Source organism: Novosphingobium mangrovi (assembly GCF_022818885.1).
Taxonomy (GTDB): Bacteria; Pseudomonadota; Alphaproteobacteria; order Sphingomonadales; family Sphingomonadaceae; genus Novosphingobium; species Novosphingobium mangrovi.
The window spans coordinates 78,733-104,866 of sequence record NZ_JALHAT010000008.1 but is presented as its reverse complement, the minus strand read 5'-3'; the positions used below and the strand labels follow the sequence as shown (position 1 = coordinate 104,866).

The 26,134-nt window shown below is 66.4% G+C and carries 23 protein-coding genes; 11 read left to right on the top strand and 12 right to left on the bottom strand.

The features are described from left to right. Positions 1 to 14: 14 nt before the first annotated feature. Entirely contained in the window at positions 15 to 449 is a 435-nt protein-coding gene (locus tag MTR65_RS07510; RefSeq protein ID WP_226632761.1) for a DUF2147 domain-containing protein, read from the bottom strand. A 224-nt stretch (positions 450 to 673) separates the two neighbouring features. Between MTR65_RS07510 and MTR65_RS07505 the strand changes: the two genes are divergently transcribed. Genes MTR65_RS07505 through MTR65_RS07495 form a run of 3 tightly spaced genes read left to right on the top strand, consistent with a single transcriptional unit; the run spans position 674 to position 5,974 of the window. Continuing rightward, positions 674 to 1,810, top strand: a complete 1,137-nt coding sequence (locus MTR65_RS07505; protein ID WP_243798718.1) for a thiolase family protein — start codon at positions 674 to 676, stop codon at positions 1,808 to 1,810. Next, on the top strand, positions 1,807 to 4,131 hold the full coding sequence (locus MTR65_RS07500; protein WP_243798716.1) for a 3-hydroxyacyl-CoA dehydrogenase/enoyl-CoA hydratase family protein: 2,325 nt from the start codon (positions 1,807 to 1,809) through the stop codon (positions 4,129 to 4,131). The genes MTR65_RS07505 and MTR65_RS07500 overlap by 4 nt, the downstream gene beginning before the upstream one ends. 52 nt (positions 4,132 to 4,183) lie before the next feature. Further along, positions 4,184 to 5,974: an acyl-CoA dehydrogenase C-terminal domain-containing protein gene (locus MTR65_RS07495; RefSeq protein ID WP_243798714.1), complete on the top strand. Its 1,791-nt coding sequence runs from the start codon at positions 4,184 to 4,186 to the stop codon at positions 5,972 to 5,974. A 121-nt stretch (positions 5,975 to 6,095) separates the two neighbouring features. Here MTR65_RS07495 and mdoH read toward each other — a convergent pair whose 3' ends face one another. Genes mdoH through MTR65_RS07475 form a run of 4 tightly spaced genes read right to left on the bottom strand, consistent with a single transcriptional unit; the run spans position 6,096 to position 12,135 of the window. Next, positions 6,096 to 7,940 carry a glucans biosynthesis glucosyltransferase MdoH gene (gene mdoH, locus MTR65_RS07490; RefSeq protein ID WP_243798712.1) on the bottom strand — a complete coding sequence of 615 codons (1,845 nt, stop codon included), beginning with the start codon at positions 7,938 to 7,940 and terminating at the stop codon, positions 6,096 to 6,098. Beyond that, positions 7,937 to 9,511, bottom strand: a complete 1,575-nt coding sequence (locus MTR65_RS07485; protein WP_243798710.1) for an OpgD/OpgG family glucan biosynthesis protein — start codon at positions 9,509 to 9,511, stop codon at positions 7,937 to 7,939. Before MTR65_RS07485 ends, mdoH begins: the two co-directional genes overlap by 4 nt. Positions 9,512 to 9,557: 46 nt before the next feature. Then, complete coding sequence (locus MTR65_RS07480) at positions 9,558 to 10,766, bottom strand: efflux RND transporter periplasmic adaptor subunit (protein ID WP_243798708.1); 1,209 nt, start codon at positions 10,764 to 10,766, stop codon at positions 9,558 to 9,560. Further along, positions 10,759 to 12,135: a TolC family protein gene (locus tag MTR65_RS07475; RefSeq protein WP_243798705.1), complete on the bottom strand. Its 1,377-nt coding sequence runs from the start codon at positions 12,133 to 12,135 to the stop codon at positions 10,759 to 10,761. The genes MTR65_RS07480 and MTR65_RS07475 overlap by 8 nt, the downstream gene beginning before the upstream one ends. 161 nt (positions 12,136 to 12,296) lie before the next feature. Here MTR65_RS07475 and MTR65_RS07470 point away from each other — a divergent pair, with 161 nt between their 5' ends. The 4 genes from MTR65_RS07470 (at position 12,297) to MTR65_RS07455 (ending at position 16,139) form a co-directional block, all read left to right on the top strand. Next, the gene (locus tag MTR65_RS07470) at positions 12,297 to 12,713 is read left to right on the top strand and encodes a secondary thiamine-phosphate synthase enzyme YjbQ (protein ID WP_243798702.1); all 417 of its coding nucleotides are present in this window, start codon (positions 12,297 to 12,299) and stop codon (positions 12,711 to 12,713) included. Positions 12,714 to 12,733: 20 nt separating this feature from the next. Next, positions 12,734 to 13,582 carry a cytochrome b/b6 domain-containing protein gene (locus tag MTR65_RS07465; RefSeq protein WP_243798700.1) on the top strand — a complete coding sequence of 283 codons (849 nt, stop codon included), beginning with the start codon at positions 12,734 to 12,736 and terminating at the stop codon, positions 13,580 to 13,582. Then, entirely contained in the window at positions 13,579 to 14,364 is a 786-nt protein-coding gene (locus tag MTR65_RS07460; protein ID WP_243798698.1) for a molybdopterin-dependent oxidoreductase, read from the top strand. Before MTR65_RS07465 ends, MTR65_RS07460 begins: the two co-directional genes overlap by 4 nt. 260 nt (positions 14,365 to 14,624) lie before the next feature. Further along, the gene (locus tag MTR65_RS07455; RefSeq protein WP_226632774.1) at positions 14,625 to 16,139 is read left to right on the top strand and encodes an alanine/glycine:cation symporter family protein; all 1,515 of its coding nucleotides are present in this window, start codon (positions 14,625 to 14,627) and stop codon (positions 16,137 to 16,139) included. Between the two features lie 113 nt (positions 16,140 to 16,252). On the opposite strand, the gene MTR65_RS07450 is transcribed toward MTR65_RS07455, so the two are convergent. From MTR65_RS07450 to MTR65_RS07435, 4 genes are all read right to left on the bottom strand, one after another. After that, positions 16,253 to 16,453 carry a hypothetical protein gene (locus MTR65_RS07450; RefSeq protein ID WP_226632776.1) on the bottom strand — a complete coding sequence of 67 codons (201 nt, stop codon included), beginning with the start codon at positions 16,451 to 16,453 and terminating at the stop codon, positions 16,253 to 16,255. A 135-nt stretch (positions 16,454 to 16,588) separates the two neighbouring features. After that, on the bottom strand, positions 16,589 to 17,908 hold the full coding sequence (gene wecC / locus MTR65_RS07445; RefSeq protein WP_243798696.1) for a UDP-N-acetyl-D-mannosamine dehydrogenase: 1,320 nt from the start codon (positions 17,906 to 17,908) through the stop codon (positions 16,589 to 16,591). Then, entirely contained in the window at positions 17,892 to 19,025 is a 1,134-nt protein-coding gene (gene wecB, locus MTR65_RS07440; RefSeq protein WP_243798693.1) for a non-hydrolyzing UDP-N-acetylglucosamine 2-epimerase, read from the bottom strand. Before wecB ends, wecC begins: the two co-directional genes overlap by 17 nt. 249 nt (positions 19,026 to 19,274) lie before the next feature. Further along, positions 19,275 to 19,901, bottom strand: a complete 627-nt coding sequence (locus MTR65_RS07435; protein ID WP_243798814.1) for a spermidine synthase — start codon at positions 19,899 to 19,901, stop codon at positions 19,275 to 19,277. Between the two features lie 331 nt (positions 19,902 to 20,232). Between MTR65_RS07435 and dcd the strand changes: the two genes are divergently transcribed. Continuing rightward, positions 20,233 to 20,787, top strand: coding sequence for a dCTP deaminase (dcd, locus tag MTR65_RS07430; RefSeq protein ID WP_226633614.1), 555 nt, complete (start codon positions 20,233 to 20,235; stop codon positions 20,785 to 20,787). On the opposite strand, the gene MTR65_RS07425 is transcribed toward dcd, so the two are convergent. From MTR65_RS07425 to hisC, 3 genes are all read right to left on the bottom strand, one after another. After that, complete coding sequence (locus MTR65_RS07425; protein WP_243798691.1) at positions 20,768 to 21,559, bottom strand: transglutaminase-like domain-containing protein; 792 nt, start codon at positions 21,557 to 21,559, stop codon at positions 20,768 to 20,770. The genes dcd and MTR65_RS07425 overlap by 20 nt on opposite strands. Before the next feature lie 69 nt (positions 21,560 to 21,628). Beyond that, on the bottom strand, positions 21,629 to 22,555 hold the full coding sequence (locus tag MTR65_RS07420) for a prephenate/arogenate dehydrogenase family protein (protein WP_243798688.1): 927 nt from the start codon (positions 22,553 to 22,555) through the stop codon (positions 21,629 to 21,631). Next, a complete protein-coding gene (gene hisC, locus MTR65_RS07415) occupies positions 22,552 to 23,670 on the bottom strand; it encodes a histidinol-phosphate transaminase (RefSeq protein WP_243798686.1) in 1,119 nt (372 codons plus the stop codon). Before hisC ends, MTR65_RS07420 begins: the two co-directional genes overlap by 4 nt. 256 nt (positions 23,671 to 23,926) lie before the next feature. Here hisC and metX point away from each other — a divergent pair, with 256 nt between their 5' ends. Genes metX through metW form a run of 3 tightly spaced genes read left to right on the top strand, consistent with a single transcriptional unit; the run spans position 23,927 to position 26,060 of the window. Next, the gene (gene metX / locus MTR65_RS07410; protein WP_243798684.1) at positions 23,927 to 25,033 is read left to right on the top strand and encodes a homoserine O-acetyltransferase MetX; all 1,107 of its coding nucleotides are present in this window, start codon (positions 23,927 to 23,929) and stop codon (positions 25,031 to 25,033) included. Beyond that, on the top strand, positions 25,030 to 25,467 hold the full coding sequence (locus MTR65_RS07405) for a GNAT family N-acetyltransferase (RefSeq protein ID WP_243798682.1): 438 nt from the start codon (positions 25,030 to 25,032) through the stop codon (positions 25,465 to 25,467). Before metX ends, MTR65_RS07405 begins: the two co-directional genes overlap by 4 nt. Continuing rightward, positions 25,464 to 26,060, top strand: a complete 597-nt coding sequence (gene metW / locus MTR65_RS07400; protein WP_226632790.1) for a methionine biosynthesis protein MetW — start codon at positions 25,464 to 25,466, stop codon at positions 26,058 to 26,060. Before MTR65_RS07405 ends, metW begins: the two co-directional genes overlap by 4 nt. The last annotated feature ends 74 nt before the right edge of the window (positions 26,061 to 26,134 follow it).

The following is a 26,134-nucleotide window of genomic DNA, read 5'->3' as shown; positions in this document are numbered from 1 at the left end:
ACGCGCGAAGGGGCCTAGTCGATCCGCGTCCAGGTCTGGGTCTTGCACAAGGGCCACACGATGCAGCCCTTGAGCTTGAGCGTGTCGGGTCCTTCAAGCGAGATCGTGGCCTTGTAGGTGCCCCCGTCTTCGGGGTTGTAGATCGAGCCCTTTTCCCACTTGTCGCCGTCCTTCTCGAAGCCGCCGATGATCTGCAGGCCCATCAGCTTGCGGTCCCGCTTGGCTTCGTCCTTGTTGTTGACGTCGCGCAGGTTCGGGTTCTTCTTCAGGTTGTCCGAGCTGACGAGGCGGCCGCAGATCGAGGCGCCGCAGCGCGAAATCTCGATCGTGCCGTTCTTCGATGGGGTGCGCCAGGTGCCGAGCGCCGAATCGGCGCTGGCCGCCTGCGCAGGTGCGGCCAGGCCAAGCCCGGCAGCAAGCGCAAGAAGCGCGGATTTGCTGGTGTGCATGCGCAATCTTTCATCCTCTCTCTTCCCACGGTCTCGACCGTGACCCGGGTTGGGAACCGGGCCACGGCCTGCCGTGTTGAGGATTTGATAGCGCAAATTTTGCTTGACGTATAGGGAAAGAATTGCACCCTTAGGGAAGACATCGACAAGATTCAGATCCGGACGTTGACGGAATCGCCGCAAGAGGGATTCGAACGAACCGGGTTCGCCTGTGGAGAGAATGCATGGATAGCGTCGTCATTGCGGGGTACGCCCGCTCCCCCTTTCACCTGGCTAACAAGGGCGCGCTGGCGCGCGTTCGTCCCGATGACCTGGCGGCGCAGGTCGTGCGCGGCCTGATCGCGAAGACCGGCGTGGAAGCCGCCGACATCGAGGATCTCATCGTCGGCTGCGCCTTTCCCGAAGGCGAACAGGGCCTCAACGTCGCGCGCCTGATCGGCCTGCTTTCGGACCTGCCGCTCTCGGTCGGCGGGATGACCGTCAACCGCTTCTGTGGCTCGTCGATGAGCGCGATCCACATCGCCATGGGCCAGATCGCCGTGGGTGCGGGCGAGGCCTTCATCTGCGCCGGGATCGAATCGATGAGCCGCGTGCCGATGATGGGCTTCAACCCGATGCCCAACCGTGCGCTCGCCGAAAAGTCGGCCGCCTACATGGGCATGGGCGAAACGGCTGAGAACGTTGCCACCAAGTACCAGATCCCGCGCGCCGAGCAGGAAGCGCTTGCCGTGGAAAGCCAGAAGCGGGCCAGCGCCGCGCGCGATGCGGGCAAGTTCGTCGATGAAATCGTGCCCATCGAGACCAGGGACGGTCTGGTCGAGCAGGACGGCACTATTCGCGGCGGCACCACCGCCGAGGATCTGGCCGGGCTCAAGCCCGCGTTCGACGCCAAGGGTTCGGTGACGGCGGGCACCTCTTCGCCGCTGACCGACGGCGCGAGCGCGGTGCTGGTTACGACCGAAAGCTACGCCAAGGCGCATGGCCTCCCGATTCTGGCCCGCATCAAGTCGGTCGCGATCTCGGGCTGCGCGCCCGAGACGATGGGGCTTGGTCCGATCCTTTCCAGCCAGAAGGCGATGGAGCGCGCCGGGATCACCGCGGCCGACCTCGACGTGGTCGAACTGAACGAGGCCTTCGCCTCGCAGGCCATCGCCTGCATCAAGGACCTGGGCCTCGATACCGCGAAAACCAATATCGACGGGGGCGCCATTGCCATCGGCCATCCGCTCGGCGCAACCGGCGCGCGCATTGTCGGCAAGGCGGCCTCGCTGCTGAAGCGTGAGGGTGGCAAGTACGCGCTCGCCAGCCAGTGCATTGGCGGCGGGCAGGGCATCGCCACGGTTCTGGAGGCGGTGGAATGACCCAGCCTATCCAGAAAGTCTGCGTGATCGGGGCTGGCACCATGGGTGCCGGTATCGCGGCGCAGGTCGCCAACGCCGGTGTCCCCGTGCTCCTGCTCGATATCGTCCCCAAGGACGGAGCCAACCGCAACGCCATTGCGCAAGGTGCCGTGGCGAAGATGCTCAAGACCGAGCCGGCTCCCTTCATGAGCAAATCGGCGGCCAAGCTTGTCGAGACCGGCAATATCGAGGACCACCTGGAGAAGGTTGCGACCTGCGACTGGATCATCGAGGCGGTGATCGAGCGGCTCGACATCAAGCAGGGCCTCTACGAAAAGCTCGAGGCGCTCAAGAAGCCGGGCACGGCGGTTTCCTCGAACACCTCGACGATCCCGCTCGCAAACCTCGTCGAGGGGCGCTCGGAGGCCTTCAAGGCCGACTTCCTCATCACCCACTTCTTCAACCCGCCGCGCTACATGCGCCTGATGGAGATCGTGACCGGCCCGGCGACCGCGTCCGATGTGGCCGCGAAGGTCGAGGAATTCGCCGATGTAAAGCTTGGCAAGACGGTGGTTGCAGCCAAGGACACCCCGGGTTTCATTGCGAACCGCATCGGCACCTTGTGGATCCAGCTTGGCCTCAACGCCGCGTTCGACATGGGGATCTCGGTGGAACTGGCCGACGCGGTGGCGGGCAAGCCGATGGGCGTTCCCAAGACCGGCATCTTCGGCCTTGTCGATCTGGTCGGCATCGACCTCATGCCGCACTTGCAGGCCAGCCTCACCTCGACGCTGGCCAAGGACGACCCCTACCAGGCCATCGCGCGCGACATTCCGCTCATCCAGAAGATGATCGCGGACGGCTACACCGGCCGCAAGGGCAAGGGCGGGTTCTACCGCCTCAACAAGGAGAAGGGCCGCCAGAAGGAGGTCATCGACCTTGCCTCGGGTGAGTACCACGCCGTCACCCGTCCAGCGGGCCCGCGCGGCGCTGCGGCCAAGGGCAACCTGCGCAAGCTGGTCGAGACCAAGGGCGGGATCGGCGAATATGCCTGGGCGATCCTGGGCGGAACGCTGGCCTATGCGGCGAGCCTCGTGCCCGAAGCGGCGGACGATGTGGTCGCCATCGATGATGCGATGAAGCTGGGCTACAACTGGAAGCAGGGCCCCTTCGAGATGATCGACGTTCTGGGCGCGGCCTATCTGGCCAAGCGCCTGGAGGAAGAGGGACAGCCGGTTCCCGAGATCCTCAAGGTGGCGGGCGAGCGCAGCTTCTACCGTGTCGAGAACGGCGTGCGTCAGCACCTTGGCCTTGACGGCGAATACCACGATATCGTGCGCCCCGAGGGCGTGCTGCGTCTGTCGGATGTGAAGCTGTCGTCCCAGCCGATCCTCAAGAACGCCTCGGCCGCGCTCTGGGATATCGGCGATGGCGTCGTCGCGCTCGAATTCACGGGCAAGATGAACGCTTTGGATGGCGAGGTGATGAAGCTCATCACCAAGGCGCTCCCGCTCGTCCAGGAGAAATACAAGGCGCTCGTGGTCTACACCGACGCCGACAATTTCTCGGCAGGGGCCAATCTGGGCCTTGCCATGTTTGCGGTGAACATCGCGGCCTATTCGGAGATCGAGAAGCTCGTGGCGGGCGGGCAGATGGCCTACAAGGGCCTGAAGTACGCCCCGTTCCCGGTCGTCGGCGCGCCGGCGGGCATGGCGCTGGGCGGGGGCTGCGAGATCCTGCTCCACTGTGATGCGGTCCAGGCCCATGCCGAACTTTACACCGGCCTTGTCGAATGCGGCGTCGGCCTTGTCCCCGGCTGGGGCGGCAACGGCGAGATGCTGCTGCGCGCACGCAACGCGGCAAAGATGCCCAAGGGCCCAATGCCGCCCGTTGCCAAGGTCTTCGAGACCGTCTCGACCGCGACTGTCTCCAAGTCGGCCGCGCAGGCCAAGGAAATGCTGTTCCTGCGCCCCGATGACGGGATCACCATGAACCGTGACCGCCTGCTCTACGATGCCAAGCAGAAGGCGCTCTCGCTGGTCGAAGGCTACACCCCGCCCGAAGCGCCCGAGTTCCGGCTCCCCGGCGATAGCGGCCGCGTCGGCCTTTCGATGGCCGCAGAAGGCTTTCACAAGCGCGGGCTTGCAACCGAGTACGACCTCGTCGTCTCGGATGCTCTGGCCCAAGTGCTGACCGGCGGCGAAGCGGATCTCGTCGATACCGTGAGCGAGCAGGAACTGCTGAAACTGGAGCGCGACGCCTTCATGAAGCTGGTGCGCGAGCCGCGTTCGATCGCCCGCGTCGAGCACATGCTCGAGACCGGCAAGCCGCTGCGCAACTGAGTGAAAATAACAGGGGGACGCGCGGCGCGTGTCCCCCGCGAGGAGAGTTGAGATGCAGGTATACGAGGCCCCCTTGCGCGACATGGCGTTCGTGCTGAACGAGCTTCACGCCGACGACGGGTTCGGCGATCTGGAGGCGCTGTCCGAATTCACGCCGGACCTGACCGGTGCCATCCTGGAAGAGGCGGCCAAGGTCGCGCAGGAAGTGCTCCTGCCCCTGAACCGCAGCGGCGACATCGAGGGCTGCACGCTGGAAAACGGCGTCGTACGCACGCCCAAGGGCTTCAAGGAAGCCTATGACATGTTCCGCGAAGGCGGCTGGTGCGCGCTTGCCTCGGACCCCGAATGGGGCGGGCAGGGCCTGCCCGAGGCGGTCAACAAGCTGACCGAGGAGATGATCTGCTCGGCCAACCTCTCTTTCAGCCTTTACCCTGGCCTGACCCACGGCGCGACGACCGCGATCGAGGGCTATGCCAGCGACGAATTGAAGCAGGCCTACCTGCCGAAGATGGTTTCCGGGGAATGGTCGGGCACCATGTGCCTGACCGAGCCCCACTGCGGCACGGACCTTGGGATGTTGCGCACCAAGGCCGTGCCGCAGGATGACGGATCCTACAAGCTCACCGGCGCGAAGATCTTCATCTCGGCGGGCGAACATGACCTGACCGAAAACATCGTCCATCTGGTTCTGGCGCGCATGCCCGATGCCCCTCCGGGCGTGAAGGGGATCAGCCTGTTCCTGGTGCCCAAGTACCTGCCCAAGGACGATGGCACGCCAGGTGCGGCCAACGGCGTCTCGGTCCAGGCGATCGAGCACAAGATGGGCCTCAAGGCGTCTGCCACCTGTCAGCTCAATTTCGAGGACAGCGTGGGCTGGCTCGTGGGCAAGCCGCACAAGGGCATGGAAGCGATGTTCACGATGATGAACACCGAGCGCGTCTCGGTCGGCATCCAGGGGCTGGGCGTGGGCGAGGCGGCCTACCAGTCGGCGGTGTGGTATGCGAAGGACCGCGTGCAGGGCCGCTCGCTCTCGGGCGTCAAGAACCCCGATGGCCCGGCCGATCCGATCATCGTCCACCCCGACGTGCGCCGCATGCTGATGACGATGCGCGCCTACAACGAGGGCAGCCGTGCGATTGGCGCCTGGGTCGCCCGCGCGCTCGATGCCGAGCGCTATTCGAGCGATCCTGAGGTCAAGGCCCGCGCGCAGGACTTCATCGCGTTGATGACCCCGGTCGTGAAGGCGCTCTTCACCGACCTTGGCCACGAGGCCGCGCATCTCGCCGTTCAGGTCTATGGCGGCCACGGCTATATCGCGGAGAGCGGGGTTGAGCAGTTCGCCCGCGATGCGCGCATCGCGATGATCTACGAGGGCACCAACGGCATTCAGGCGCTCGACCTTGTCGGGCGCAAGATGCCCGCGCACATGGGCCGGTACTTGCGTTCGTTCTTCCACCCGGTCGCCGCTTTCGTCGAGGCGAACAAGGAGGACGCGGACTTCGCAAAGATGATCGAGGGGCTGGAGAAGGCCTTCGGCGCGCTGCAACTCTCGACCGGCACGATTGCCCAGAAGGGTATGAAGGACCCCGAGGAAGCCGCCGCCGCCGCCACCGACTACCTGCGCCTGATCGGGCTGGTTGCGATGGGCTATACTTTTGCCAAGGCCGCGCTGATCGCGCGCGCCAAGCTGGCCGAGGGCGCCGAGGACGCGGCTTTCTACAAGGCCAAGATCACGACCGCGCGCTTCTTCTTCGACCGCCTGCTGCCCCAGGCGACCGCCGCGTTCCTCGCGATCAAGTCGGGCAAGAGCTCGATGATGGAATTGGAGGCCGACGCCTTCTGACACTCCAGCCGGTTCCCGCCGCAGTCCTGCGCGGCGGGATAAGGATGGGCCAACCGGTCGGGTCGCGCCAACCGAAAGGAGAACACCCGGGATTGCCTGCAAGGGCGGTCCCGGGTGTTCGTCATGGGGCGTGGTTGGTTTCCGCGCTGGTTTTCGGAGCGGCGGGCACGGGATGCGCGCGCTTCTCGGCCTGGTCGTCGATGGTGGGATCGGGGACCTTGAAAAGCCGGGTGGGCTTTTCCAGCGCACCTTGCGAGGAATGCGAGGTCAGGCTGATGAACCAGGGCGAGGCGAGCAGGCCCAGCGTCAGCGGGGAGAGCCAGATCGCGGTGACCGGATCGAGGAAGGCGGTCGCGGCGAACAGGAGGCCAAGCGCAATGTGTTCGCGAAGGTCGGGGATGATCTCGCGCACCGAGATGCGCCGCGCCTCGCGCGCCTGCGTCGACCAGCCTGCCGAGATGCCGAAGAGCAGGCCCATCAGCGCCTTGGTCTGGGTGACCATGGTGATCGGCGCGAAGAGCACGGCGAGCGGGACTTCGGCCGCCACCGAACGCAGGATCGTGCCCGTTCCGCCAAAGGCCGCGCGGCGCTTGGCATCGGAAAGCATCCAGACAAGACCCATCGCCTTGGGCCCGAACAGCAGCACAACGGTCAGCCACAGCACGCTGGGCGGCGCGGTGCCGACGAACCCGGCGCCCATCTGGCCTGCCGTCTGCGCGATGGTGACAATGAGCAGCAGCAGCCAGCCGGGGGAGGTCAGGTAGGCCGAAGCGCCCACCAGCAGGTGCAGACGGTGCGTCCAGGTGAGGCCCGAACTGGCCAGCAACTGGAGGTGCTGCAGGTTGCCCTGCATCCAGCGCCGGTCGCGGATCGCCATGTCGACGACGGTGGGGGGGAACTCTTCGTAGGAGCCGCCGATCATCACCATGTGGACCGCCCAGCCACGCCGGCGCAGAAGCGCGGATTCCAGCATGTCGTGGCTGAGGATGTGCCCGCCGAAGGGGCCCTTGCCCGCCAGTTCGGGAAGCCCGCAGCTTTCGGCAAAGGCGCGCGTGCGCACGATGGCGTTGTGGCCCCAGAAGTTCGATTCCGAACCTGACCACCACAGGAGGCCTGCCGAGGCGATGGGGCCGTAGGCTTCGCTCGCGAATTGCATCCAGCGCTGGAACAGGGTGCGCGCGTTGATGATCATGGGGACGGTCTGAAGGAGACCGATGGAAGGGCGCTCCTCCATGATCGAGGCCATGCCCACGATCGAATCCCCGCTCATCATCGAATCCGCGTCGAGCACCAGCATGCACTCGTAGGCCCCGCCGAAGCGGCGCACCCATTCGGCGATGTTGCCGGGCTTGCGCGCGATGTTCTTCTCGCGGCGGCGGTAGTAGACGTTGATCGGCGCCTCGGCGGCGACTTCCAGCCACTCGGCGTATTCGCGCTTGCCGGACAGCTCGTTGGAATCCGACAGCACGAAGAAGTCGATCCACGGCGCGCCGCCCGCCTTCTCGATGGAGCGGGCCATGGCGCGCACGCGCGCGAAGACCTCTTCGACGCTCTCGTTGTAGACTGGCATCAGCACGGCCGTACGCTTGGAGAGCGACTGCGCGGGGCTGGGGATCGCGGTGAAGCCGGGGTGCTCGCCCGAGATGAGCTTGAGGAAGCCGACCGTCGAACTGACGAAGCCGAAGGCGATCCAGGTGAACAGCGGAATGAAGAAGACCAGGAGCGCGACCTCGAAGGCATCGAGCCCGTCGCGCGAGAAGGCAAAGCGCAGCTCGCTCGAGGCGGCGAGGCCGATCACCGCGGTGAGCGTGATCAGGAGGAGGCGCTTCATCGCCATGCCCGGCGGCTGCGTCTTCACCTCGATGGAGCCCGGCGGCGGGCCATCGAGGCGCTGGATCGGCATCTCCAGCGGCGCTTCATCGGGAAGCGGGCGCGGGGGCTGCGCGGGCGGCGGGGCCATGGTCATACGTTCAAGGTCTTTATCACGGTTTCGGACAGGGCGTTTTCGCCCTGCCTCAGGAACAGGCGCAGGTCGATCGGGTTCCCCCGGCCTTGCGCGTCGCTCATGCGCACGTCGAGCTTGACGCGCCAGGTGTTCTCCTGGCCGACCACCGGGTGGACTTCGCGCGCGAGGATCGCCTCGGGCGGCGCTTCGGCGACGACCTCGACCCCGCTTGTACGGTCAAGCCCGGCCAGCGAGGGCCCTCTAAAGTCGAACACGAACTTGCGCGCGCCCGCAATCGCCGGGCCATCGGCCAGACCGGCCTTGCCCTGCCAGTCGTTGACGCACCGGGCGATGGCGCTCTGGCTGGGATCGTCGGAGGTCCAGGTGAGGCGGTAGCCGAAGGCCATCTCGTCGCCCGTGCGCACGGGCTTCGCCGGGGTCCAGAAGGCCGCGACATTGTCCTGGTTCTCGTTGTCGGTGGGCATTTCATAGAGCCGCACCGCGCCCTTGCCCCAGTCCGAGGTCGGCTCGATCCAGAGCGAGGGCCGCCTGTCGTACCAGGAGCCATCGTCCTGGTAATGGTCGAAGGTCTGGTCGCGCTGGAGCAGACCAAAGGCGGACGGATCATCGGCGGTGAAGCTGAAGGTGATCGGGTGGAGCGCGTTTTCCAGCGGACGCCAGACCTGCTCGCCGTTGCCCGCGCGGATCAGCAGGCCGTCGCTGTCGTGGACTTCCGGGCGCCAGTCGGGCCCGCGCGGCGGTCGCGGATAGGACCGGCTGGCCTGGTCGAACCAGAACATGCTCGACATCGGCGCGATGCCCAGCTGCTGGACGTCCTTGCGGAAGAACAGCTGCGCCTTCACGTCCTGGACCACGCCCGCATCGCCGCCCCCGCGCGTGTCGATGCGGTAGGCTCCCGCGACCGAGGGACTGTCGAGAAGGGCGTGGATCACGAAGTGGTCGGCGCCGGCCTGTTCGATCCAGAAGTGGGTGAAGCGGGGAAATTCCTCGCCCGAGGCCAGGCCGGTGTCGATGGCAAGACCGCGCGCCGAAATACCGAACTGGTCGCGCGATCCCGAGGTGCGGAAATAGCTGGCCCCCATGAACGAGAGCCAATCGGCGTGGCCATCGGCGGCCATCACCCGAAAGCCGGCGATGTCCGCGTCTTCCTTGCCCACGAAGAGGCTGGAATTGTCGACCACGGGCCGGGCCAGACCATCGCGCACGATGTCGATGCCCACCGCATAAGGGGAGACGGCGGTTGCGGTCGGGAAGAAGCGCACGACGTCGGCCACGGCATGGGCATCGCCGTAGGTAAGGCGCGCCAGGGTGTCGAAGTCCTGCGCCGCGCGGGGCGAGACTTCGGGCTCCACGTAGGCCGCCTTGGCAAGAGCGCGGGCACGCTTCACGAGGATATCCCACGAGAACGGCTCGGGATCGCCCAGCATGGTGGCGGGCTCGGTTGCGGCCAGCGCGGCGCGCGGGAAGGCGCCGCCTGCAAGGACCGTGGCGAGCCCCAGCAGCAGGCCGCCTGCCTCGCGGCGATTGAGCGGGAGGCGGGCAGGGGTCTTGGAAGAGGATTTGGTCAGCATAAGGCTCGTGAACTCCGGTCTGGTGCCCCCGGTTTCATGGCTTGCGTCAGGTCCCTGTTGCGGCGGGCGCCTGGGGCGCCTCGCGCCAGCCGATGATGACATCATCACCGGCCTCAAGCTGCGACGAGAACACCTCGGTGCGCCCGCCGTCGCTGCCCCCCGCGGTCACGAAAACGCGGCGCGGGTTGCCATCCTCTCCCACGAGGTAGATCGAATCGCGTCCGTCCATCGCTTCGCCCGCGTTGTCCGGGCGGAACTCCAGCGCAGCGTCGGGAACGAGCAGGACGTTGCTGCGCGGCGCCAGCGCCACCTCGACGCGCGCGGCCATGCCCGGCTCGACGCCTTGGGTTTCGCCGGTCAGACGAAAGTGCGCCACGCGCTGGCCACTTGCATCCTCGATCCGGTCGAGGACGGCGGTGTGGGTAGCATCGGGCTGGGCTTCGAGCCGCACGCTGGCCTCGGCGCCCGGCTCCAGCGCCATCGCCGCCTCGCTGGCAAGCGGCACGCGTAAGGTCAGCTGGCTGCCGGGATGGACCAGCGTGAAGAGCAGCATGTCCTGCAGCACGCTCTGGCCCTGGCTGAGATCGTGGACGACGACCTTGCCGTCGAAGGGCGCGCGGATCACACGGCCACGGGCGCGCTCCTTCTCGGCCTCGACGTCGCTTTGCGCGGCATCGCGGCGTCCTTGCGCGGCGGCAAGGCCCTCACGGGCGCGGCGGGCGTCGGCGCGGGCACCTTCCATTTCGTTGGTGGAGGGCACGCGGTGGTCGGATTCGCGCCAGACCCGCTCGAAGCGGGCCAGACGCGTCGATGTCTCCGAGACGGAGACTTCGGCGGCCGCGACATCGGCCTGCGCCGAAGCCAGGCGCGCCTCGTGGGCGGCCAGCGTCTCGTCCCCGCCGGGGGCTTCGATCCGGGCAAGGATCTGTCCGTATTTTACCATGTCGCCGGATTTCACCGGCAGATCGGCGAGGCGTCCATCGAGGCGCGCGCGGATCGGCAGTTCCTCGGCGCCGTGGACCATGCCCGCTTCGGAGAGGCGTGGAACGAAATCGCCGCTTGTGATGCTGGCGATGTAGTAGGGATCATCGTTGCCCGCGACGAAGCGCACGAAGAGCGTGGCAATCGCGATGACGGCGAGGACGAGGACGACAAAGCTGATGAGCTGGCGGCGGCCCCGGCGGGGCGCTGCGCCCAGGAACGTGTCGAGCGAGCTGTCCGAGCTCTGGGTACCGGGCGTTTCGGGATTACTCACAGACCAGCACCTCCGGGCCGTCGGCGGGAGGGGCGGGGGGATCGAGGTCGGCCTCGGACCAGCCTAACCCTTGCGCATCCCAGCTGCCGATGGTCGCCTGCGCGCGGGCCGAACGCGCGGAAATGCGCGCGTCGCTCAGTTTGCGCATGGCGTCCTCCGCGACATAGAGCGTGGCCATCGTGCCGGTGCCGGTGCGATAGGCCAGGCGCGCGTCCTCGACCGTGTCGCGAGCCCTGCTCATGGCGTCTTCCAACTTGGTCTGCCGCTCGGCCGAGAGCGCCATGCGGTCGCGGCTGGTGGCCAGTTCGTTGAGCGCGGCGTCGCGCGCTTCGCGCCACTGGCGGACCACCGCGCGCGCAGGTGTCGCGGTGTCGGTTTCGGTTGGCACGGCAGGGTCCTTCAGATCGGCCAGCGCGGCGGCGAGGTCCTCGTCGCTCACCCTGCTTTCGATCAGATGCGCGATGAGGCGGCGTTCGAGCGCGAGGAGGTCCGCGCGCCGCGCAATGTCCTCAGGGGTGGTCTCTTCGGGCGGGAGCGTGCCAATGTCGGGCACCTGTCCGGTTTCGCCGAGCTTGGCCTCCAGCGCCACGTCGCTGAGGCCGACCAGCTGCGCGAGCGCATGGCGGCTCTCCTCGTAGCGGATCTGGAGGGTGCCGATATCATCGTTGCTGGCCGCCAGCGCGGTTCCGGCAAGACCGGTGTCGACGCCCGAGACGAGGCCGGCTTCCTCGCGGAAGGCGGCGATTTCGGCATTGTCGCGGGTGGTGGCGAGGGTCTCTTCGTGCGCGTCCAGCATCTCCTGCAGCTCGCGCGTCGCGATGTAGCTGCGGGCGATCCGTGCGGCGAGGTCGGCGCGCCGGTCGGCATAGGTAAAGGCGCGGGCGGCCTCCTCGGCGGTGTCGACATCGGTGCCGCGCGTGTCGAACAGGCGCCCGATACGCGTGTCGATGCGCCGTGCGTGCGTGCGGGCGCGTTCGTTGGCGCGGCGCAGCGAGAGCGCCTGGCAGGTGAGGTCGCGGTTCTGCGCAAGGCCCGTCTCGACCAGTTCGGCGAGCAGCGGATCGCCCGCGCTGCGCCACCAGTAGAGCTCTGTCGGTTCGCGCGCGGCGGCGGGCATCGGGGCCAGCGTGGAGGCGGGCGTGGTGCGCTCGGTGGTGCCCGCGCAGGCGGACAGGGCCAGCGCGCAGGTCAGCGCAAGAGCGGCAGGAGCAAGGGAAGGGCGGGGGAAGGGGGACTTGCAGGCGTAGGGCACGATGCTGCGATAGCGAAATTGCTTTCCAAGGCAATCGCCCTTGCGGAAAAACCCCGCGATGCGCGAGGCCTGTTCGACCGACCGTGCCGGGCGTGGGGCCCGATTGCCGTGTATCAAGGTGAATGTCCCCCGAGAGCTTGCGCGCAAACACGGAACTCAGCGGTTCCGGCTCTTGGGGTTAGACACATGGAGACCGCAAATGGTTCCACCAAATGGTCAAAAATGCACGAAGCGGGGTGCTTGCAGGCGCGCGCGGGGGCAGGCACACAGGACAGATCATGAAACAGGCAAGCGACATTCTGACTTTTGCAACCGCCGGATGCGGTCTTGTCGAGATTACCCGCGAGGTGGTGGACTGGGCGCGCGGCGCGCAGGTGGAGCAGGGGCTGCTCACGCTGCTGTGCCGCCATACCTCGGCCTCGCTGCTGATCCAGGAAAACGCGGCGCCCGAAGTGCGCCCGGACATTGTCGATTGGCTGGAGCGCCTCGCCCCCGAAGGTCCCCACTACCGCCATGACGACGAGGGGCCCGATGACATGCCCGCGCACCTTCGCGCGATTCTGACCGGTGTGAACCTGCAGATCCCTATCGTGCAGGGCCGTCTCGCGCTGGGCACCTGGCAGGGCATCTACCTCGCCGAGCACCGCCGCCGCCCGCACCACCGGCAAGTCGCGGTTCATCTGATCGGGGCATAACAGGGCACAAAGGAGCAAGCGTGGCAGGCACCGAGGCACAGGACAGCGCGCAGGATGGGGGCAGGGTGATCCTGCGCCACCGCCTCTCCACGCGGCTGTGGCACGCGGTCAACGCGCTGACTTTGCTTGTCCTCCTGATGAGCGGGCTGATGATCTTCAACGCGCACCCGCGCCTCTACTGGGGCGAATACGGTGCGAACTACGATGCGCCCTGGTTCAAGGTCTCCTCGGCGCGGATTGGCGCGCGCGAGTTCGGTTTCGTGCAGATCGCCAATTCCCGCGTCGAGACAACCGGCGTGCTGGGATTGTGGGAGGATCAGGACGGACGCCTGCAACGCCGCGCCTTCCCCTACTGGATGACGTTGCCCTCGCGCTACAGCCTGGCGCTGGCGCGGATCTGGCATCTGGCCTTCGCCTGGGTGCTCGCGCTGGGGCTGCTGGGCTATCTCCTCTGGTCGCTGGTGAACGGCCATCTGAGGCGCGATCTTCATATCACGCGCCGCGAATGGCACCCGCGCACGCTCTGGCAGGACGTGAAGGCCCATGCGCGGCTGCGCTTTCCCAAGGGCGAGGCCGCGCGGTATTACTCGGTCCTGCAAAAGCTCGCCTATGCCGGTGTGCTCTTCATCCTGCTGCCGGGCATGATCGCAACCGGGCTTGCCATGTCGCCGGGCACGGACGCCTGGGCGCCGCTCCTGACCCAGGCCGTGGGCGGGCGTCAGACCGCGCGGTCGCTGCACTTTCTCTTCGCCTTCGGCCTTGTGCTCTTCTTTGGTGTGCACATGGCCATGGTGGTGCTGGCAGGCCCTCTCAAGCATCTGCGGGCCATCGTGACTGGGCGGATGCGACTTGAGGAGGGCGCGACGTGAGCCGGATCCTGCGCCCCCGTGGCGGTCTTGCCCTCTCGCGCCGGGGCCTTCTTCGTGGCGGCGCCGTGGCGGCAGGCGGCCTTGCCCTGTCCGGGTGCGATGACCTGTGGCGCGCGGACGCGGCCAAGGATGTCCTCACCCGCGCCGAGGACCTGCACCGCTGGAGCCAGCGCGCGCTTGGCGGCGAGGCACTGGCGCGCGAGTACAGCCGCGCCGACCTCTCGCCGCGTTTTCGTGCCAACGGCAGTCGGGGCGTGGCCGATGCCGCCTACCGCCGCCAGCTGGGCGAGGGTTTCGCTGGCTGGACCTTGCGCGTCGAAGGTCTGGTGGCCCGCCCGCTCGATCTCTCGCTCGCCGCGCTCAAGGACCTGCCCCAGCGCAGCCAGATCACCCGACACGACTGTGTCGAGGGGTGGAGCGCGATCGGCCAGTGGCAGGGGCCCCAGCTTGGCGGGCTGCTCCGGCTCGCCGGTGTGTCCGATAAGGCGCGCTACATCGTCTTCCACTGCGCGGACCTCTATCATGGGCGTCCCTACTATGAATCGATCGATCTGGCCGATGCCTTCCATCCCCAGACGATTCTGGCCTGGCAGATGAACGGCGCCCCGCTCGAAGAGGCGCACGGGGCGCCCTTGCGCCTGCGGGTCGAGCGCCAGCTGGGCTACAAGCACGCCAAGTTCGTCACCCGGATCGTCGCCGTGGACAGCCTCCAGGGCATCTACGGGGGCAAGGGCGGGTACTGGGAGGACGTGGGCGACTACGCCTGGTACGCCGGAATTTGAGCGCAACGGGTGATCCCGCCTGTATGGCTGCGACGGAAAATTTGGTTTATGCGCGTTTCGCATGGGGAATCGTGCGCGGGCGCGTCTTCAAACCTTCATAAACTTTCGAAAGTCGCGTAAATTGCCGCTTTGCGCTGCTGGACGGTTGCGCAAGCGGGGATGTCCTTGCACATTCGCCCGGTTCTCGCTCGATATCCGGCGGGGGTGCGCAGGCGCGTGGGCGCTGCGCACAGGGGGTTGCAGACTGGAGACTAGCACGAATGGATTCGTTGACCGTTCTGGCCGCGGCAGGGCAGGCGCCCGGTGAGCCGAGCCTGATCGACCGCATCACCAACATCTCGGATTTCATCTGGGGTGGCACCTGGAACGGGGAGGAAGTGCTCCCGTTCCCGCCCATGGTGATCGTGCTGCTGGGCATTGGCCTCTACATGATGATTGGCCTGCGCTTCTATCCGCTGCGCAAGCTGGGCAGTGCCTTTGCCGGGCTCTTTGCCAAGAGCCAGAAGGGCGAAACCGGCGAGATCAGTCCGTTCGCCGCGCTGTCGACCGCGCTTTCGGGCCAGGTTGGCACGGGCAACATGGCCGGTGTCGCCACCGCGCTCGCGCTGGGTGGCCCCGGCGCGATCTTCTGGATGTGGGTGACCGCGCTCATCGGCATGGCGCTGGCCTTCGCCGAAGGTTCGCTTGCCATCCGCTACCGTGAACGGGGCCCCGATGGCAGCTGGCGCGGCGGTCCGATGACCTACATCGTGCGCGGCCTCGGGCCCGGCTGGACCTGGCTGGCGGTGATCTTCTGTATCGGCGCGCTGTGCTCGACCATCATCACCGGCAATGTCATCCAGTCGAACGCGCTGGCCGATTCGATGAACGAGCTGTTCGGCATCGAGGAGTGGCTGGGCGGCCTGATCGCGGCCGTGCTGGTCTTCGTGGTCATCGTCGGCGGCATCAAGTCGATTGGCGCAGTGGCCGAAAAGGTCGTGCCGTTCATGGGCCTGGCCTACTTCGTGATGGCGCTCATCGCGCTCATTCTCGATGCGCAGGACATTCCCGAATCCTTCGCCCGCATCTTCAACGGCGCGTTTTCTCCGCAGTCGGCCATGGGCGGCTTTGCGGGGGCTGGCGTCCTTATCGCGCTGCGCGCTGGTGTTGCCCGCGGCCTCTTCTCGAACGAGGCCGGGCAGGGCACCACCCCGATGGCGCACGCCGTCGCCCAGACCCGCGACCCGGAAGTCCAGGGCCGCATGGCGATGATGGGCACCTTCCTCGACACCATCGTGATCTGCACCATGACCGCGCTGGTGATCCTGACCGTGGAGGGTGATTTCACCGCTGGCGGACAGGCCGTGGCGCACGCCTGGCAGTCGGATCTCACCGGCTTTGCGATGACCTCGGGCGCCTTTGCAGCCGCGTTCCCGACCCTCATCGCCGGTGTCCCGCTGGGCTCGGTGGTCGCCTCGATTGCGCTGATCATGTTCGTGTTCTCGACCATGCTGACCTTCAGCTATTACGGCGAGCGCACGATCACCTTCCTCTACGATCTGGTTCCGGGTTCCAGCGCGCGCGGCGAGAAGATCCTGCACATGCTCTGGCGCGTGATCTACTGCGTGGGCGTGGTGATCGGTGCGGCGCAGCCGCTCGAGCTGGTCTGGCGCATGGGGGACATCTCGAACGCTTCGATGGCACTGCCCAACCTTCTGGCGGTGGCGTTGCTCTCGGGCACGGTGTTCCGCATCGCCAAGGGCAAGGAAAAGCCTTCGGGCATCGATCCGTCCTGATCGAAGGCGTGCGGCGTGGGCCTTTCCCGCGCCGCACCTTTCCTCGCTTGCAAACAAAAAGGTGCGCCGCGGACAGCTCCGCAGCGCGCCTTTTCTTAGATCTGCGTGGTGGATCAGCGCCCGGGCAGACGCTCGACTGAGCCTTCGGGAGAGATGGCAAGATCGGGATGCAGGGCGGTAATCGTCTCGCTCATGCGATCGAGCGCGGACTGGACGAAAGCGGCCTCCACGAGGAACTCGCGTTCGTCGAGCAGGATGAGGGCTTCGCGAAGCAAGCCATGTGCGCGAGCGATCTTGTCTTGTGCCTGGTCCATGCAACGCCCCGATTAATTTTTTGCAAGGTTGCCGGTGACTAGGGCTTTTACCTTAGTCCTGCAAATATAAACCTAACCCATTTTGGATGAATAGGGCAGTAACAAGTTAACGGGCGTGAGATTTAATCGGAAATCCTAGAGCGCAAGTTTGAGCCTGGCGGCGTCCTCGCGCACCGCGCGTGGCTGGTCGGGCCAGATGCCACGCGTGTCGTAGACGAGCTTTTCGGTCCGTTCGGCCAGCGGGACGACCTTGAACACGTCGTGGTCGACCAGGACGATGAAGATGTCGCAGGTCTCCAGCGCCTCGTCGATGTCGATCTGCGCGACGCCGGTATCGGTGAACTCTATCGGGAGTTCCTCTGCGTAGGGCTCGACCACGTGGATGCGCGGGCCGAACTTGCGGACAAGGCGACTGGTGATGAAGCGCGCCGGGCTCTCGCGAAAGTCGTCGATGTTGGCCTTGAAGGCGAGGCCCAGGCACGCAACCTTCGCGTCCGGGTGCGCCTCGATAAGCCCTTCGGCCTTGGAGATCACATGGTGCATCTTGTGGTCGTTGACCCCGCGGGCGGTGCGGATGAGCGGCGTTTCCTCGGGCGCGCCGTGGACGATGAACCAGGGGTCGACCGCGATGCAGTGCCCGCCCACGCCCGGCCCCGGCGTCAGGATGTTGACACGCGGGTGGCGGTTGGCAAGACGGATCACTTCCCAGACATCCAGCCCCATCGCGTCCGAGACGATCGAAAGCTCGTTGGCAAAGGCGATGTTGACGTCGCGGTAGGCGTTCTCGACAAGCTTGGTCATCTCGGCCGAGCGCGCGTCGGTGGTGACGCATTCGCCCCGTACGAAGCGCTTGTAGAAGGCGAGCGCCTTGCGCGCGCAGCGCGGCGTGATGCCGCCGATCGAGCGGTCGTTGTTGGTCAGTTCCTCCAGGATGCGCCCGGGCAGCACGCGCTCGGGGCAGTAGGCGATGGAGATGTCGGGCGTCTCGTGCGTGAGGCCCGGGATCTTGAGATCGGGACGGGCCTTGGCGATGAGATCGCGCAGCTCCTCGGTTGTCCCCACAGGAGAGGTCGATTCCAGGATGACCGTGTCGCCGTGCTTGAGGACAGGCGCGATGGTGCGTCCGGCTTCCAGAACATAGGAGACATCGGGCGCGTGCTTGCCCCCCTGCGCACCGTCCTTGTGGAAGGGGGTGGGCACCGCGATCACGAAGACATCGGCGGGGGCAACCTCAGTCGAGGCGGAGAGGAGCCCGCGCGCGACCACGCCCTGGACCAGGCCGTCGAGATCGACTTCCTCGATGTGGATCTCGCCCCGGTTGATCGTGTCGACCACGCTTTGCGAGACATCGAGGCCCAGCACCTTGCAGCCCGCGCGCGCGATCACCGCGGCGGTGGGAAGGCCGATGTAGCCAAGGCCGACGACGCAGACGCTGGGCTTAGTTTCCGACTTCATGTGCAATGTGCTCCAGGATTCGGCGTGCGGCGGTTCCGTCCCCGAACGGATTGTGCGCGCGCGCCATGGCCTCGTACGATCCCCTATCGTCGAGCAGGGTTGAGATTTCGGAAACGATGCGCGCCGGCGCCGTTCCGACCAGTTTGGCCGTTCCTGCCGCAACGCCCTCGGGCCGCTCGGTCGTCTCGCGCATGACGAGGACGGGCTTGCCAAGGGCGGGGGCTTCCTCCTGCACGCCGCCCGAATCCGTCAGCATGATCTCGGCCAGGGTGAGCAGGCGGGCAAAGTGCGGATAGTCGAGCGGCTCGATCAGCGCGACATTGGCAAGGCCCGCCAGCCGCGCGTTCATGACCGCGCGCACGTTGGGGTTGAGGTGGACGGGGAAGATGACGGCGGTGTCGGGCCTTGCGGCGATCTCGCGGATGGCGCTGGCGATGCCTTCCATGCCCTCGCCGAAATTCTCGCGCCGGTGGCTGGTGACACCGATGATCCGCTTTCCTGCAAAGCGCTCTTCCAGCTTGGCGAGGCCTTGCGCCAGTTCGGGACGCGCGGCGATCTCAGCGGTAACCCAGTGCAGCGCATCGATCACGGTGTTGCCGGTCACGTGGACGCGCGCGGGATCGACGTTTTCCTTTACGAGGGCACCTTGCGCGGTGGTGGTGGGCGCGAAGTGCAGGCTGGCCAGCGACCCGATGATCTTGCGGTTCACCTCTTCGGGCCAGGGGTGGTAGATGTTGTAGGAGCGCAGGCCCGCCTCGACATGGTCGACCGGGATCTGGCGGTAGTAGGCTGCAAGGCCGCCGGCCATCGCGGTCGCCGTATCGCCCTGCACGATGACCCGGGCAGGCCGCACTGTGTCCATGACCGCACCGAGCCCGGTCAGGAGCCGGGCGGTCAGCGCATCGAGGCTCTGGTCGGGCTGCATCACGTCCAAATCATGATCAGGCACGATCCCGGCGATTTGCAGGACCTGGTCGAGCATCTGGCGATGCTGGGCCGAGACACAGACCACGCATTCGAAACGCGGGTCGGCCTTCAGCGCGTGGATGACGGGGAACAGCTTGATCGCCTCGGGGCGCGTGCCGAAGACGACGAGAATGCGGGCGGGCTGCGTCATGAGACGGGCTGTATCAGCGGAGTGTTAAGCAGGGAATAAGCATTCGCCGATTGGGGGCAAATGGATTGGTGGCGCTAGAAAGTCAAAAGGACAACGTCGCAAGAAGAATGACCAAGGGGCCATCGCCCCTTGCCCCGAAACAAGATGCCTCACGAATCTCAGCCAAGGTGGCGCAAGGAAGGTGAGGTGGACGGTTCGGGGAGCCCGAGGGCGATGGCCCTCGGACTTATTCCTTTTTGCTTTGATGACTTACGCCGCAGGCTTGCGGGCGAACCACAGGGTATGCGGGTAGGACGTGCCGCTGGGGCGCGAGCCGACGGTGCGCGCGGTCACGGTGAAGCCGGCTTCCTCCAGACGCGTGGTGAACGCAGGGTCGAACCAGGCCGACCAGACCGCCAGGATGCCGCCCGGGCGCAGCGCGCGCAGCGCGCCGGCGAGGCCCTCGGGCGAATAGAGCCCGTCATTCTGCCAGCGGGTGAGGCCTTCGGGGCCATTGTCGACGTCGAGGAGGATCGCGTCGTAACCCTCGCGCGCGGCGCCGATCAGCATGGCGACGTCATCTTCGACGACCATCACGCGCGGATCGTCGAGGCAGCCGTCGGTGAGTTCGTGCATGGGCCCGCGCGCCCAGGTGATGATCTCGGGCACGATCTCGGCCACGCACACGCCAGCATCTGCGGGCAGGGCCGAGAGCGCGGCGCGCAGGGTGAAGCCCATGCCATAGCCACCGATCAGCATCTGCACGCCCGGACGGCCCGAAAGCATGTCGCAGGTCATCACGGCCAGCGCCTCTTCCGAGGCGTTGGCCTCGGTGCTCATCAGCTCGGTGTCTTCGAGCAGGATGGTGAAGGCATCGCCGTGCTGGACGAGGCGCATCTCCACGCCCTCGGGCACGAAGGCGGTGCCCAGCAGCACGTCGTTGCTGGTGTCGATGGGGCCGGTGTCAGTGGAGTTGGTGTCGAGGGGAGCCGTGGCGGTGGTTTGGGAAAGGGCCATGCGCAATTGAGGTCCTGCCGTGTAAGCAAGAGCGCGGCGCGTCTCTCAGCCGGGACATGCCTACACGATGATGGCCCCGATCCCCTCCGGCATGGGCGAGGCGGGGGAGGATGGCAATACATGGTGGCCCAAAGGACAAATCGGCTGTGGATGGGGTGCCATGGACCAGTTCTGCTTGCTCCTTGCCGCGGCCTTGGGCATGCACGCGCGCATGGCAATTCTGAGCGACAAGTGGATTCGGCAGCAGGCCCGCGAAAACGGCATGATCGAGCCGTTCGTGGAGGCCCAGCGCCGCGATGGCTGCATCTCCTACGGGCTTTCGTCCTACGGCTACGACGCGCGCGTGGCGCCCGAGTTCAAGATCTTCACCAACGTCGATTCCGCGATCGTCGACCCCAAGGATTTTGCCAGCAACTCCTTCGTCGACCGCGAGACCGACGTCTGCGTGATCCCGCCCAACTCCTTTGCGCTGGCGCGTACGGTCGAGTATTTCCGCGTGCCCAAGGACGTGCTGGTCATCTGCCTTGGCAAGAGCACCTATGCGCGCTGCGGGATCATCGTGAACGTCACTCCGCTGGAACCGGGCTGGGAAGGCCACGTCACGCTCGAATTCTCGAACACGACGCCGCTGCCAGCGCGCATCTATGCCAACGAAGGCGCGTGCCAGTTCCTGTTCCTCAAGGGCAACGAGCCGTGCGAGACGAGCTACGCGGACCGTGCGGGCAAGTACATGGGCCAGCGCGGGGTTACGCTCCCGCGTCTGTGATGCGGCGTACGGCCACGCTCTGGCGGACAAGCTCGAGCTGGCCGTAACTGGTGAGGAACGAGGCGTCGGCGGCATCCCGCCCGATGCCGATCTTGGCCATTTCGCTGGCTCTGGCCATTCCCGTGCTATCGACCAGGTGCCAGCACCCGTTGAGGAAGACTTCGGCGACCGCGTGGAAATCGGGCGGATCGACGTCGGGCCCGTAGACGCTGGCAAAGCGCGCAGGGATGGCGCTCGCCCGGGTGAGCGCGATCATGAGGTGCGCATAGTCGCGGCACACGCCCTTGCCGGCGTGGAATGTGTCGGCAGCCGTGGTCTGCGCATCGCTCGCGCCCGGTTCGTAGGACAGCGTCGCGGCGATCCAGTCGCGAATGGCGGCGACGCGCGCGCCGCCCTGCGTGCCCGGAAAGGTCTCCTCGACGAAATCCTGAAAGGTGTCGGCTGGGCAGAAGCGCGAGGCCATGAGGTAGTCGACCGTCTCACCGGGAAGCATATGCGGCGGCGTTGCGGGCAGGGGCTCGATCTCGGTGACGAGGCGGTGGACCTCGACCTCGGCGGTGTAGCGCACGTGGAGCGGTTGGTCGGTGCGTAGCCAGATCCGCTCGCCAATGCTGGCCTGGCCCGGCACGCGGGCGAAATGGTCGCTGGGAGGAAGCTCGATATACGGCGCGCGCACCAGCTGCTCGGGGATCATCGCCGCCTCGATCTGGAGGAGGATGTCGGCCGTGCCGGACAGCGCGTAGTGAAGCTCGGTCTCGATCGCAATTGCCATGGGGCCCCTCGCGCCGCAGCGGATCTCTCACCGCTCAATGCGCGAGGGGCGCGATGGCTCCGCGGCCGGTCAGCTTTTCTTTGTCTTCTTCACGTGGTCGCTGCGTCCGAAGTCGGGGCGCGAATCGTCCTGGCCTTCCTCGATGATCGAGCGGCGGATGGCGCGGGTGCGGGTGAACTGGTCGAACAGGGCCTCGCCGTCGCCCACCCGGATTGCGCGCTGGAGCGCGGTCAGGTCCTCGGTGAAGCGCTGGAGCATGGTCAGCACCGCTTCCTTGTTGGACAGGAAGACGTCGCGCCACATCGTCGGGTCCGAGGCGGCGATACGCGTGAAGTCGCGGAAGCCGCCCGCCGAGTACTTGATGACCTCGCTCTGCGTCACGTCCTCCAGGTCCGAGGCGGTGCCCACGATGGTATAGGCGATGAGGTGGGGCAGGTGGCTGGTGACGGCAAGCACGAGATCGTGGTGCTCGGGCGACATCAGTTCCACGTTGGCGCCCAGCGTCTCCCAGAACTCCACCAGCGTGGTGAGCTTGAGGAGATCGGTGTGTTCGGGTGGGGTGACGATGCACCAGCGACCCTGGAACAGCGAGGCGAAACCGGCGTCGGGGCCGGAATTCTCGGTGCCCGCAACGGGGTGCGCGGGGATCACGATGTGATCGGGCAGAGCCTGCGCCAGGTCCGCGGCGATACGCTTCTTGGACGAACCCACGTCGCTGACGAGGCATTCGGGCGGGATCGCCTCGCGCAAGGGCCGCGCGGCCTTGCCGATTGCGCCCGGCGGCACGCAGAAGATGACGAGTTCGGCCTCGGCCACCGCTTCCTCGGCCGTGGCGCATACGGTGTGGCACAAGCTGCGCTCGGCCGCGCGGGCGCGCGTGGCGGGATCGAGGTCGTAGCCGGTGACGCGCGCTTCGGGCAGGTATTCCTGGATGGCAAGGCCGATCGAGCCGCCCTGGAGGCCAAGCCCGATGATGGCGATCTGCGAAAAGGTCATCCGGCGGCCTCCGCCATTTCGGCCAGTGCGTCGGCCATGGCGTCCATGTCCACGCGCTTGCCGATGGTGAAGCGCAGCGCCTGGGGCAGGCCCTGTCCCGGCAGCCAGCGCACGATGTAGCCGCGCTCGGCAAGGCCGTTGTAGGCGGCCTCGGCGCTGAGCGAGCCCTCGAACAGGACGAGGACGAAGTTGGCCTGGCTCGGCAGCGGGCGCAGGCCGTGATTGCCCAGAGCCTCCAGCTTGCCCACGAAGCGCGCGCGTTCCTCCAGGTTGTGCGTGAAGCTGCGCTCGATGAACGCGGTGTCGCCGAGCGCGGCCAGCGCGCTCGCCTGCGCGGTGACCGAGACGTTGAAGGGGCCGCGGATGCGGTTGAGCGTATCGATGATCGCCGGCGCCCCGGTGCCCCAGCCCACGCGCTCGCCGGCAAGGCCGAAGATCTTGGAGAAGGTGCGCGTGACAAGGACGTTCTCGTGCGTGGCGGCAAGCGCAAAGGCGCCGTCCTCGTCCTCGGCGGGGACGTATTCGCCATAGGCCTGGTCGATCACCAGCAGCACGTCGGAGGGAAGTGCAGCGTGCAGGCGCGCGATCTCGCCCTTGGGCAGGTACGAGCCGGTCGGGTTGTTCGGGTTGGCGAGGAACACCACGCGGGTCTTCTCGGTAACCCGGCCAAGCAGCGCATCGACGTCGGTGCCGTAGTCCGCATCGGGCGCGACAACGGGCACCGCGCCGCAGCGCCGTGCCGCGATGTCGTAGACCGCAAAGCCATAGCGCACGTAGATGACCTCATCGCCCGGCCCGGCATAGCCTTGCGCGGCAAGATTCAGGATCTCGTCCGAGCCGGTGCCCATGACCACGCGCGCAGCTTCAAGGCCATGGCGCGCGGCAATCGCCTCGCGCAGCGCGCGGCTGTCGGGATCGGGATAGAGCGAGGGCGGTACCGTCTCCTGGCGGGCGGCGAGGGCGGCCTCGCTCGTGCCCAGCGGGTTCTCGTTGGCTGAGAGCTTGATCAGCGGCTTGCCATCGGCTCCGGCCGACTTGCCCGGGACATAGGCATGGATCGCCTTGATCCACGGCTTGGGGGCAGGGGCGGGCTTGGACGTCGTGGTTTCGCTCATAGTGCGCGCGCCTTTACCCCAGCCATGGCGCGATTGCACCTGTCATTTCGACAAGCCCTGCGCTGTGCGCGGTGCAGGTGCGAGAAAGATGAGAGAAGTTTCAACTCTATTCGCAGCCCGAACCCTGTTTCGGGTCAAATGTTCGCATTTTTCCGCATGAAATCAGCTTCCTGCAGGGGCTTCGCAGGTGCGGCACGCAGAGTTTGACAGCGGGTGTCTAATCCGGGAAGCTGTAGCCCTGTCAAACAAAGTTTCCATGGCTACAGCACACACCATTGATCCCACCCAGGTGCTCACACTCGATGAGCCACTCACGCTCGACAGCGGCCAGACGCTGCCCGGCGTGGAAATCGCCTATGAGACTCACGGCCGCCTCAACGCGGCCAAGGACAACGCGATCCTGATCTGCCACGCGCTGACGGGCGATCACCACGTTGTCTCGGACCATCCCCTGACCGGCAAGCCGGGCTGGTGGGTGCGTATGGTGGGCCCAGGCAAGCCCATCGATACCGACCGCTATTTCATCATCTGCGCCAACGTGATCGGCTCGTGCATGGGCTCGACCGGGCCGGCCAGCCTGGCCCCTGATGGCGAGCCTTGGGCCATGCGCTTTCCGGTCATTACCATCCGCGACATGGTGCGCGGCCACGTGGCGCTGCTCGATTCGCTCGGGATCGACACACTTCACGCGGTGGTCGGAGGCTCGATGGGGGGCATGCAGACGCTCTCGCTCGCCGCCAACTTCCCCGAGCGCGCCCGCGCGGTCCTCGTCCTCGCCTCGACCGCGCGCCACTCGGCCCAGAATATCGGCTTCCACGAGCTGGGCCGACAGGCCATCATGGCCGACAATTCCTGGCGCGAGGGCGACTACTACGGGTTCGAGGATAGCCCGGAGAAGGGCCTTGCCGTCGCCCGCATGGCCGCACACATCACCTATCTGTCCGAGGAAGGGCTGACCAAGAAGTTCGGCCGCCGCCTCCAGGATCGCTCGGAAAAGACCTTCGGCTTCGATGCCGATTTCCAGATCGAATCGTACCTGCGCTACCAGGGGATCTCGTTCTCCAACCGCTTCGATGCGAATTCGTACCTCTACATCACCCGCGCAATGGATTACTTCGATCTCGCCGAGGAGCATGGCGGGCGTCTTGCCAACGCGTTCCGGCGTTCCAAGGCGCGCTTCTGCCTCGTCAGCTTCGATACCGACTGGCTCTATCCCACGTCCGCCTCGCGCACCGTGGTGCAGGCTCTCAACGCGGCCGGAAAGCCTGTCAGCTTCGTCGAACTCTCAGCCCCCTACGGGCACGATTCCTTCCTGCTCGACGTTCCCGCTCTGGACCGCGTGGTGGCCGGGTTCCTGGGATGATTGACCTTAGCGATGACCCATCGCGCCTCGACGTGGCGCGCATCCACGGCTGGCTGGCCTCCAGCTATTGGACGCCGGGCATCGCGCGGGAAAAGGTCGAGCGCCAGATCGCCGGATCGCATTGCCTTGGCGCCTATGACACCGAGAACGGGCAGCAGGTCGGCTTTGCCCGCGCAATCAGCGACCGCGCCAGCTTTGCCTGGCTGGCCGATGTTTGGGTGGACGAGGATACACGCGGGCAGGGTCTTGGCCGTACACTCGTGCGCTGGTTTCTCGACCATCCCGACTACGCCGAGGTGCGCCGCTTCGCGCTCGCCACCTGGGACGCGCACGAGGTTTACGCTCCGCTGGGCTTCGCCGCGCCGAGCCGCCCCGATCGCCTGATGGAGCGGCTCTCTCCCACCCTGAAGCAGATGCTGGAAGATACGCCATGACCGCGCTTCGCCCCGACCTTGCCGTCATTGCCGAAAACGTCGCGGCCGGATCGAGCGTGCTCGACGTGGGCTGCGGGGACGGCACGCTGCTGGCCGCGCTGCGCGATGAAAAGCACTGCGATACGCGCGGCATGGAACTCGTGCCCGCCAACGTGGGTGCCTGCGTCGCGCGGGGCCTCTCGGTGATCCAGGGCGATGCCGACCGGGACACCGTGTTCTATCCCGACAAGTCGGTCGACTATGCGATCCTCTCGCAGACCCTGCAGACGACCATGCGCCCCGACCTCGTGCTCGACGAACTGCTGCGCATCGGCGAAAAGGCCTTCGTCAGCTTTCCCAATTTCGCCTTCTGGCGCGTACGCCTCTCCCTTCTGCTGCGTGGACGCATGCCGATTACCCGCATGCTGCCGGTCGTGTGGTACCAGACGCCCAACATCCACCACGTCACCATCCAGGATTTCCGCAGGTTGCTGAAGGACAGGGGCATCACCATCGAGGGCAACTGGTTCCTCTCGGGCGATACCTCCTGCCGCACGGCCGCGGCCAACTTCCTGGCCGAGCACGCAATCTTCCTTCTTTCGCGCGCGGCCTGAGTTATCCACTCCATTCCCGGCGCGCCGCGTCCCCTTCCGGCTGGACGCCTTGGGGCGCGACGGGCAAGGATTGC

Excerpts from the sequence above, each read along its gene's own strand:
- MTR65_RS07510 (WP_226632761.1), bottom strand. The coding sequence starts at position 449 with ATGCACACCAGCAAATCCGCGCTTCTTGCGCTTGCTGCCGGGCTTGGC.
- MTR65_RS07505 (WP_243798718.1), top strand. The coding sequence starts at position 674 with ATGGATAGCGTCGTCATTGCGGGGTACGCCCGCTCCCCCTTTCACCTG.
- MTR65_RS07500 (WP_243798716.1), top strand. The coding sequence starts at position 1,807 with ATGACCCAGCCTATCCAGAAAGTCTGCGTGATCGGGGCTGGCACCATG.
- MTR65_RS07495 (WP_243798714.1), top strand. The coding sequence starts at position 4,184 with ATGCAGGTATACGAGGCCCCCTTGCGCGACATGGCGTTCGTGCTGAAC.
- mdoH (WP_243798712.1), bottom strand. The coding sequence starts at position 7,940 with ATGACCATGGCCCCGCCGCCCGCGCAGCCCCCGCGCCCGCTTCCCGAT.
- MTR65_RS07485 (WP_243798710.1), bottom strand. The coding sequence starts at position 9,511 with ATGCTGACCAAATCCTCTTCCAAGACCCCTGCCCGCCTCCCGCTCAAT.
- MTR65_RS07470 (WP_243798702.1), top strand. The coding sequence starts at position 12,297 with ATGAAACAGGCAAGCGACATTCTGACTTTTGCAACCGCCGGATGCGGT.
- MTR65_RS07455 (WP_226632774.1), top strand. The coding sequence starts at position 14,625 with ATGGATTCGTTGACCGTTCTGGCCGCGGCAGGGCAGGCGCCCGGTGAG.
- MTR65_RS07450 (WP_226632776.1), bottom strand. The coding sequence starts at position 16,453 with ATGGACCAGGCACAAGACAAGATCGCTCGCGCACATGGCTTGCTTCGC.
- wecC (WP_243798696.1), bottom strand. The coding sequence starts at position 17,908 with ATGAAGTCGGAAACTAAGCCCAGCGTCTGCGTCGTCGGCCTTGGCTAC.
- wecB (WP_243798693.1), bottom strand. The coding sequence starts at position 19,025 with ATGACGCAGCCCGCCCGCATTCTCGTCGTCTTCGGCACGCGCCCCGAG.
- MTR65_RS07435 (WP_243798814.1), bottom strand. The coding sequence starts at position 19,901 with ATGCGCCTCGTCCAGCACGGCGATGCCTTCACCATCCTGCTCGAAGAC.
- dcd (WP_226633614.1), top strand. The coding sequence starts at position 20,233 with ATGGCAATTCTGAGCGACAAGTGGATTCGGCAGCAGGCCCGCGAAAAC.
- MTR65_RS07425 (WP_243798691.1), bottom strand. The coding sequence starts at position 21,559 with ATGGCAATTGCGATCGAGACCGAGCTTCACTACGCGCTGTCCGGCACG.
- MTR65_RS07420 (WP_243798688.1), bottom strand. The coding sequence starts at position 22,555 with ATGACCTTTTCGCAGATCGCCATCATCGGGCTTGGCCTCCAGGGCGGC.
- hisC (WP_243798686.1), bottom strand. The coding sequence starts at position 23,670 with ATGAGCGAAACCACGACGTCCAAGCCCGCCCCTGCCCCCAAGCCGTGG.
- metX (WP_243798684.1), top strand. The coding sequence starts at position 23,927 with ATGGCTACAGCACACACCATTGATCCCACCCAGGTGCTCACACTCGAT.
- MTR65_RS07405 (WP_243798682.1), top strand. The coding sequence starts at position 25,030 with ATGATTGACCTTAGCGATGACCCATCGCGCCTCGACGTGGCGCGCATC.
- metW (WP_226632790.1), top strand. The coding sequence starts at position 25,464 with ATGACCGCGCTTCGCCCCGACCTTGCCGTCATTGCCGAAAACGTCGCG.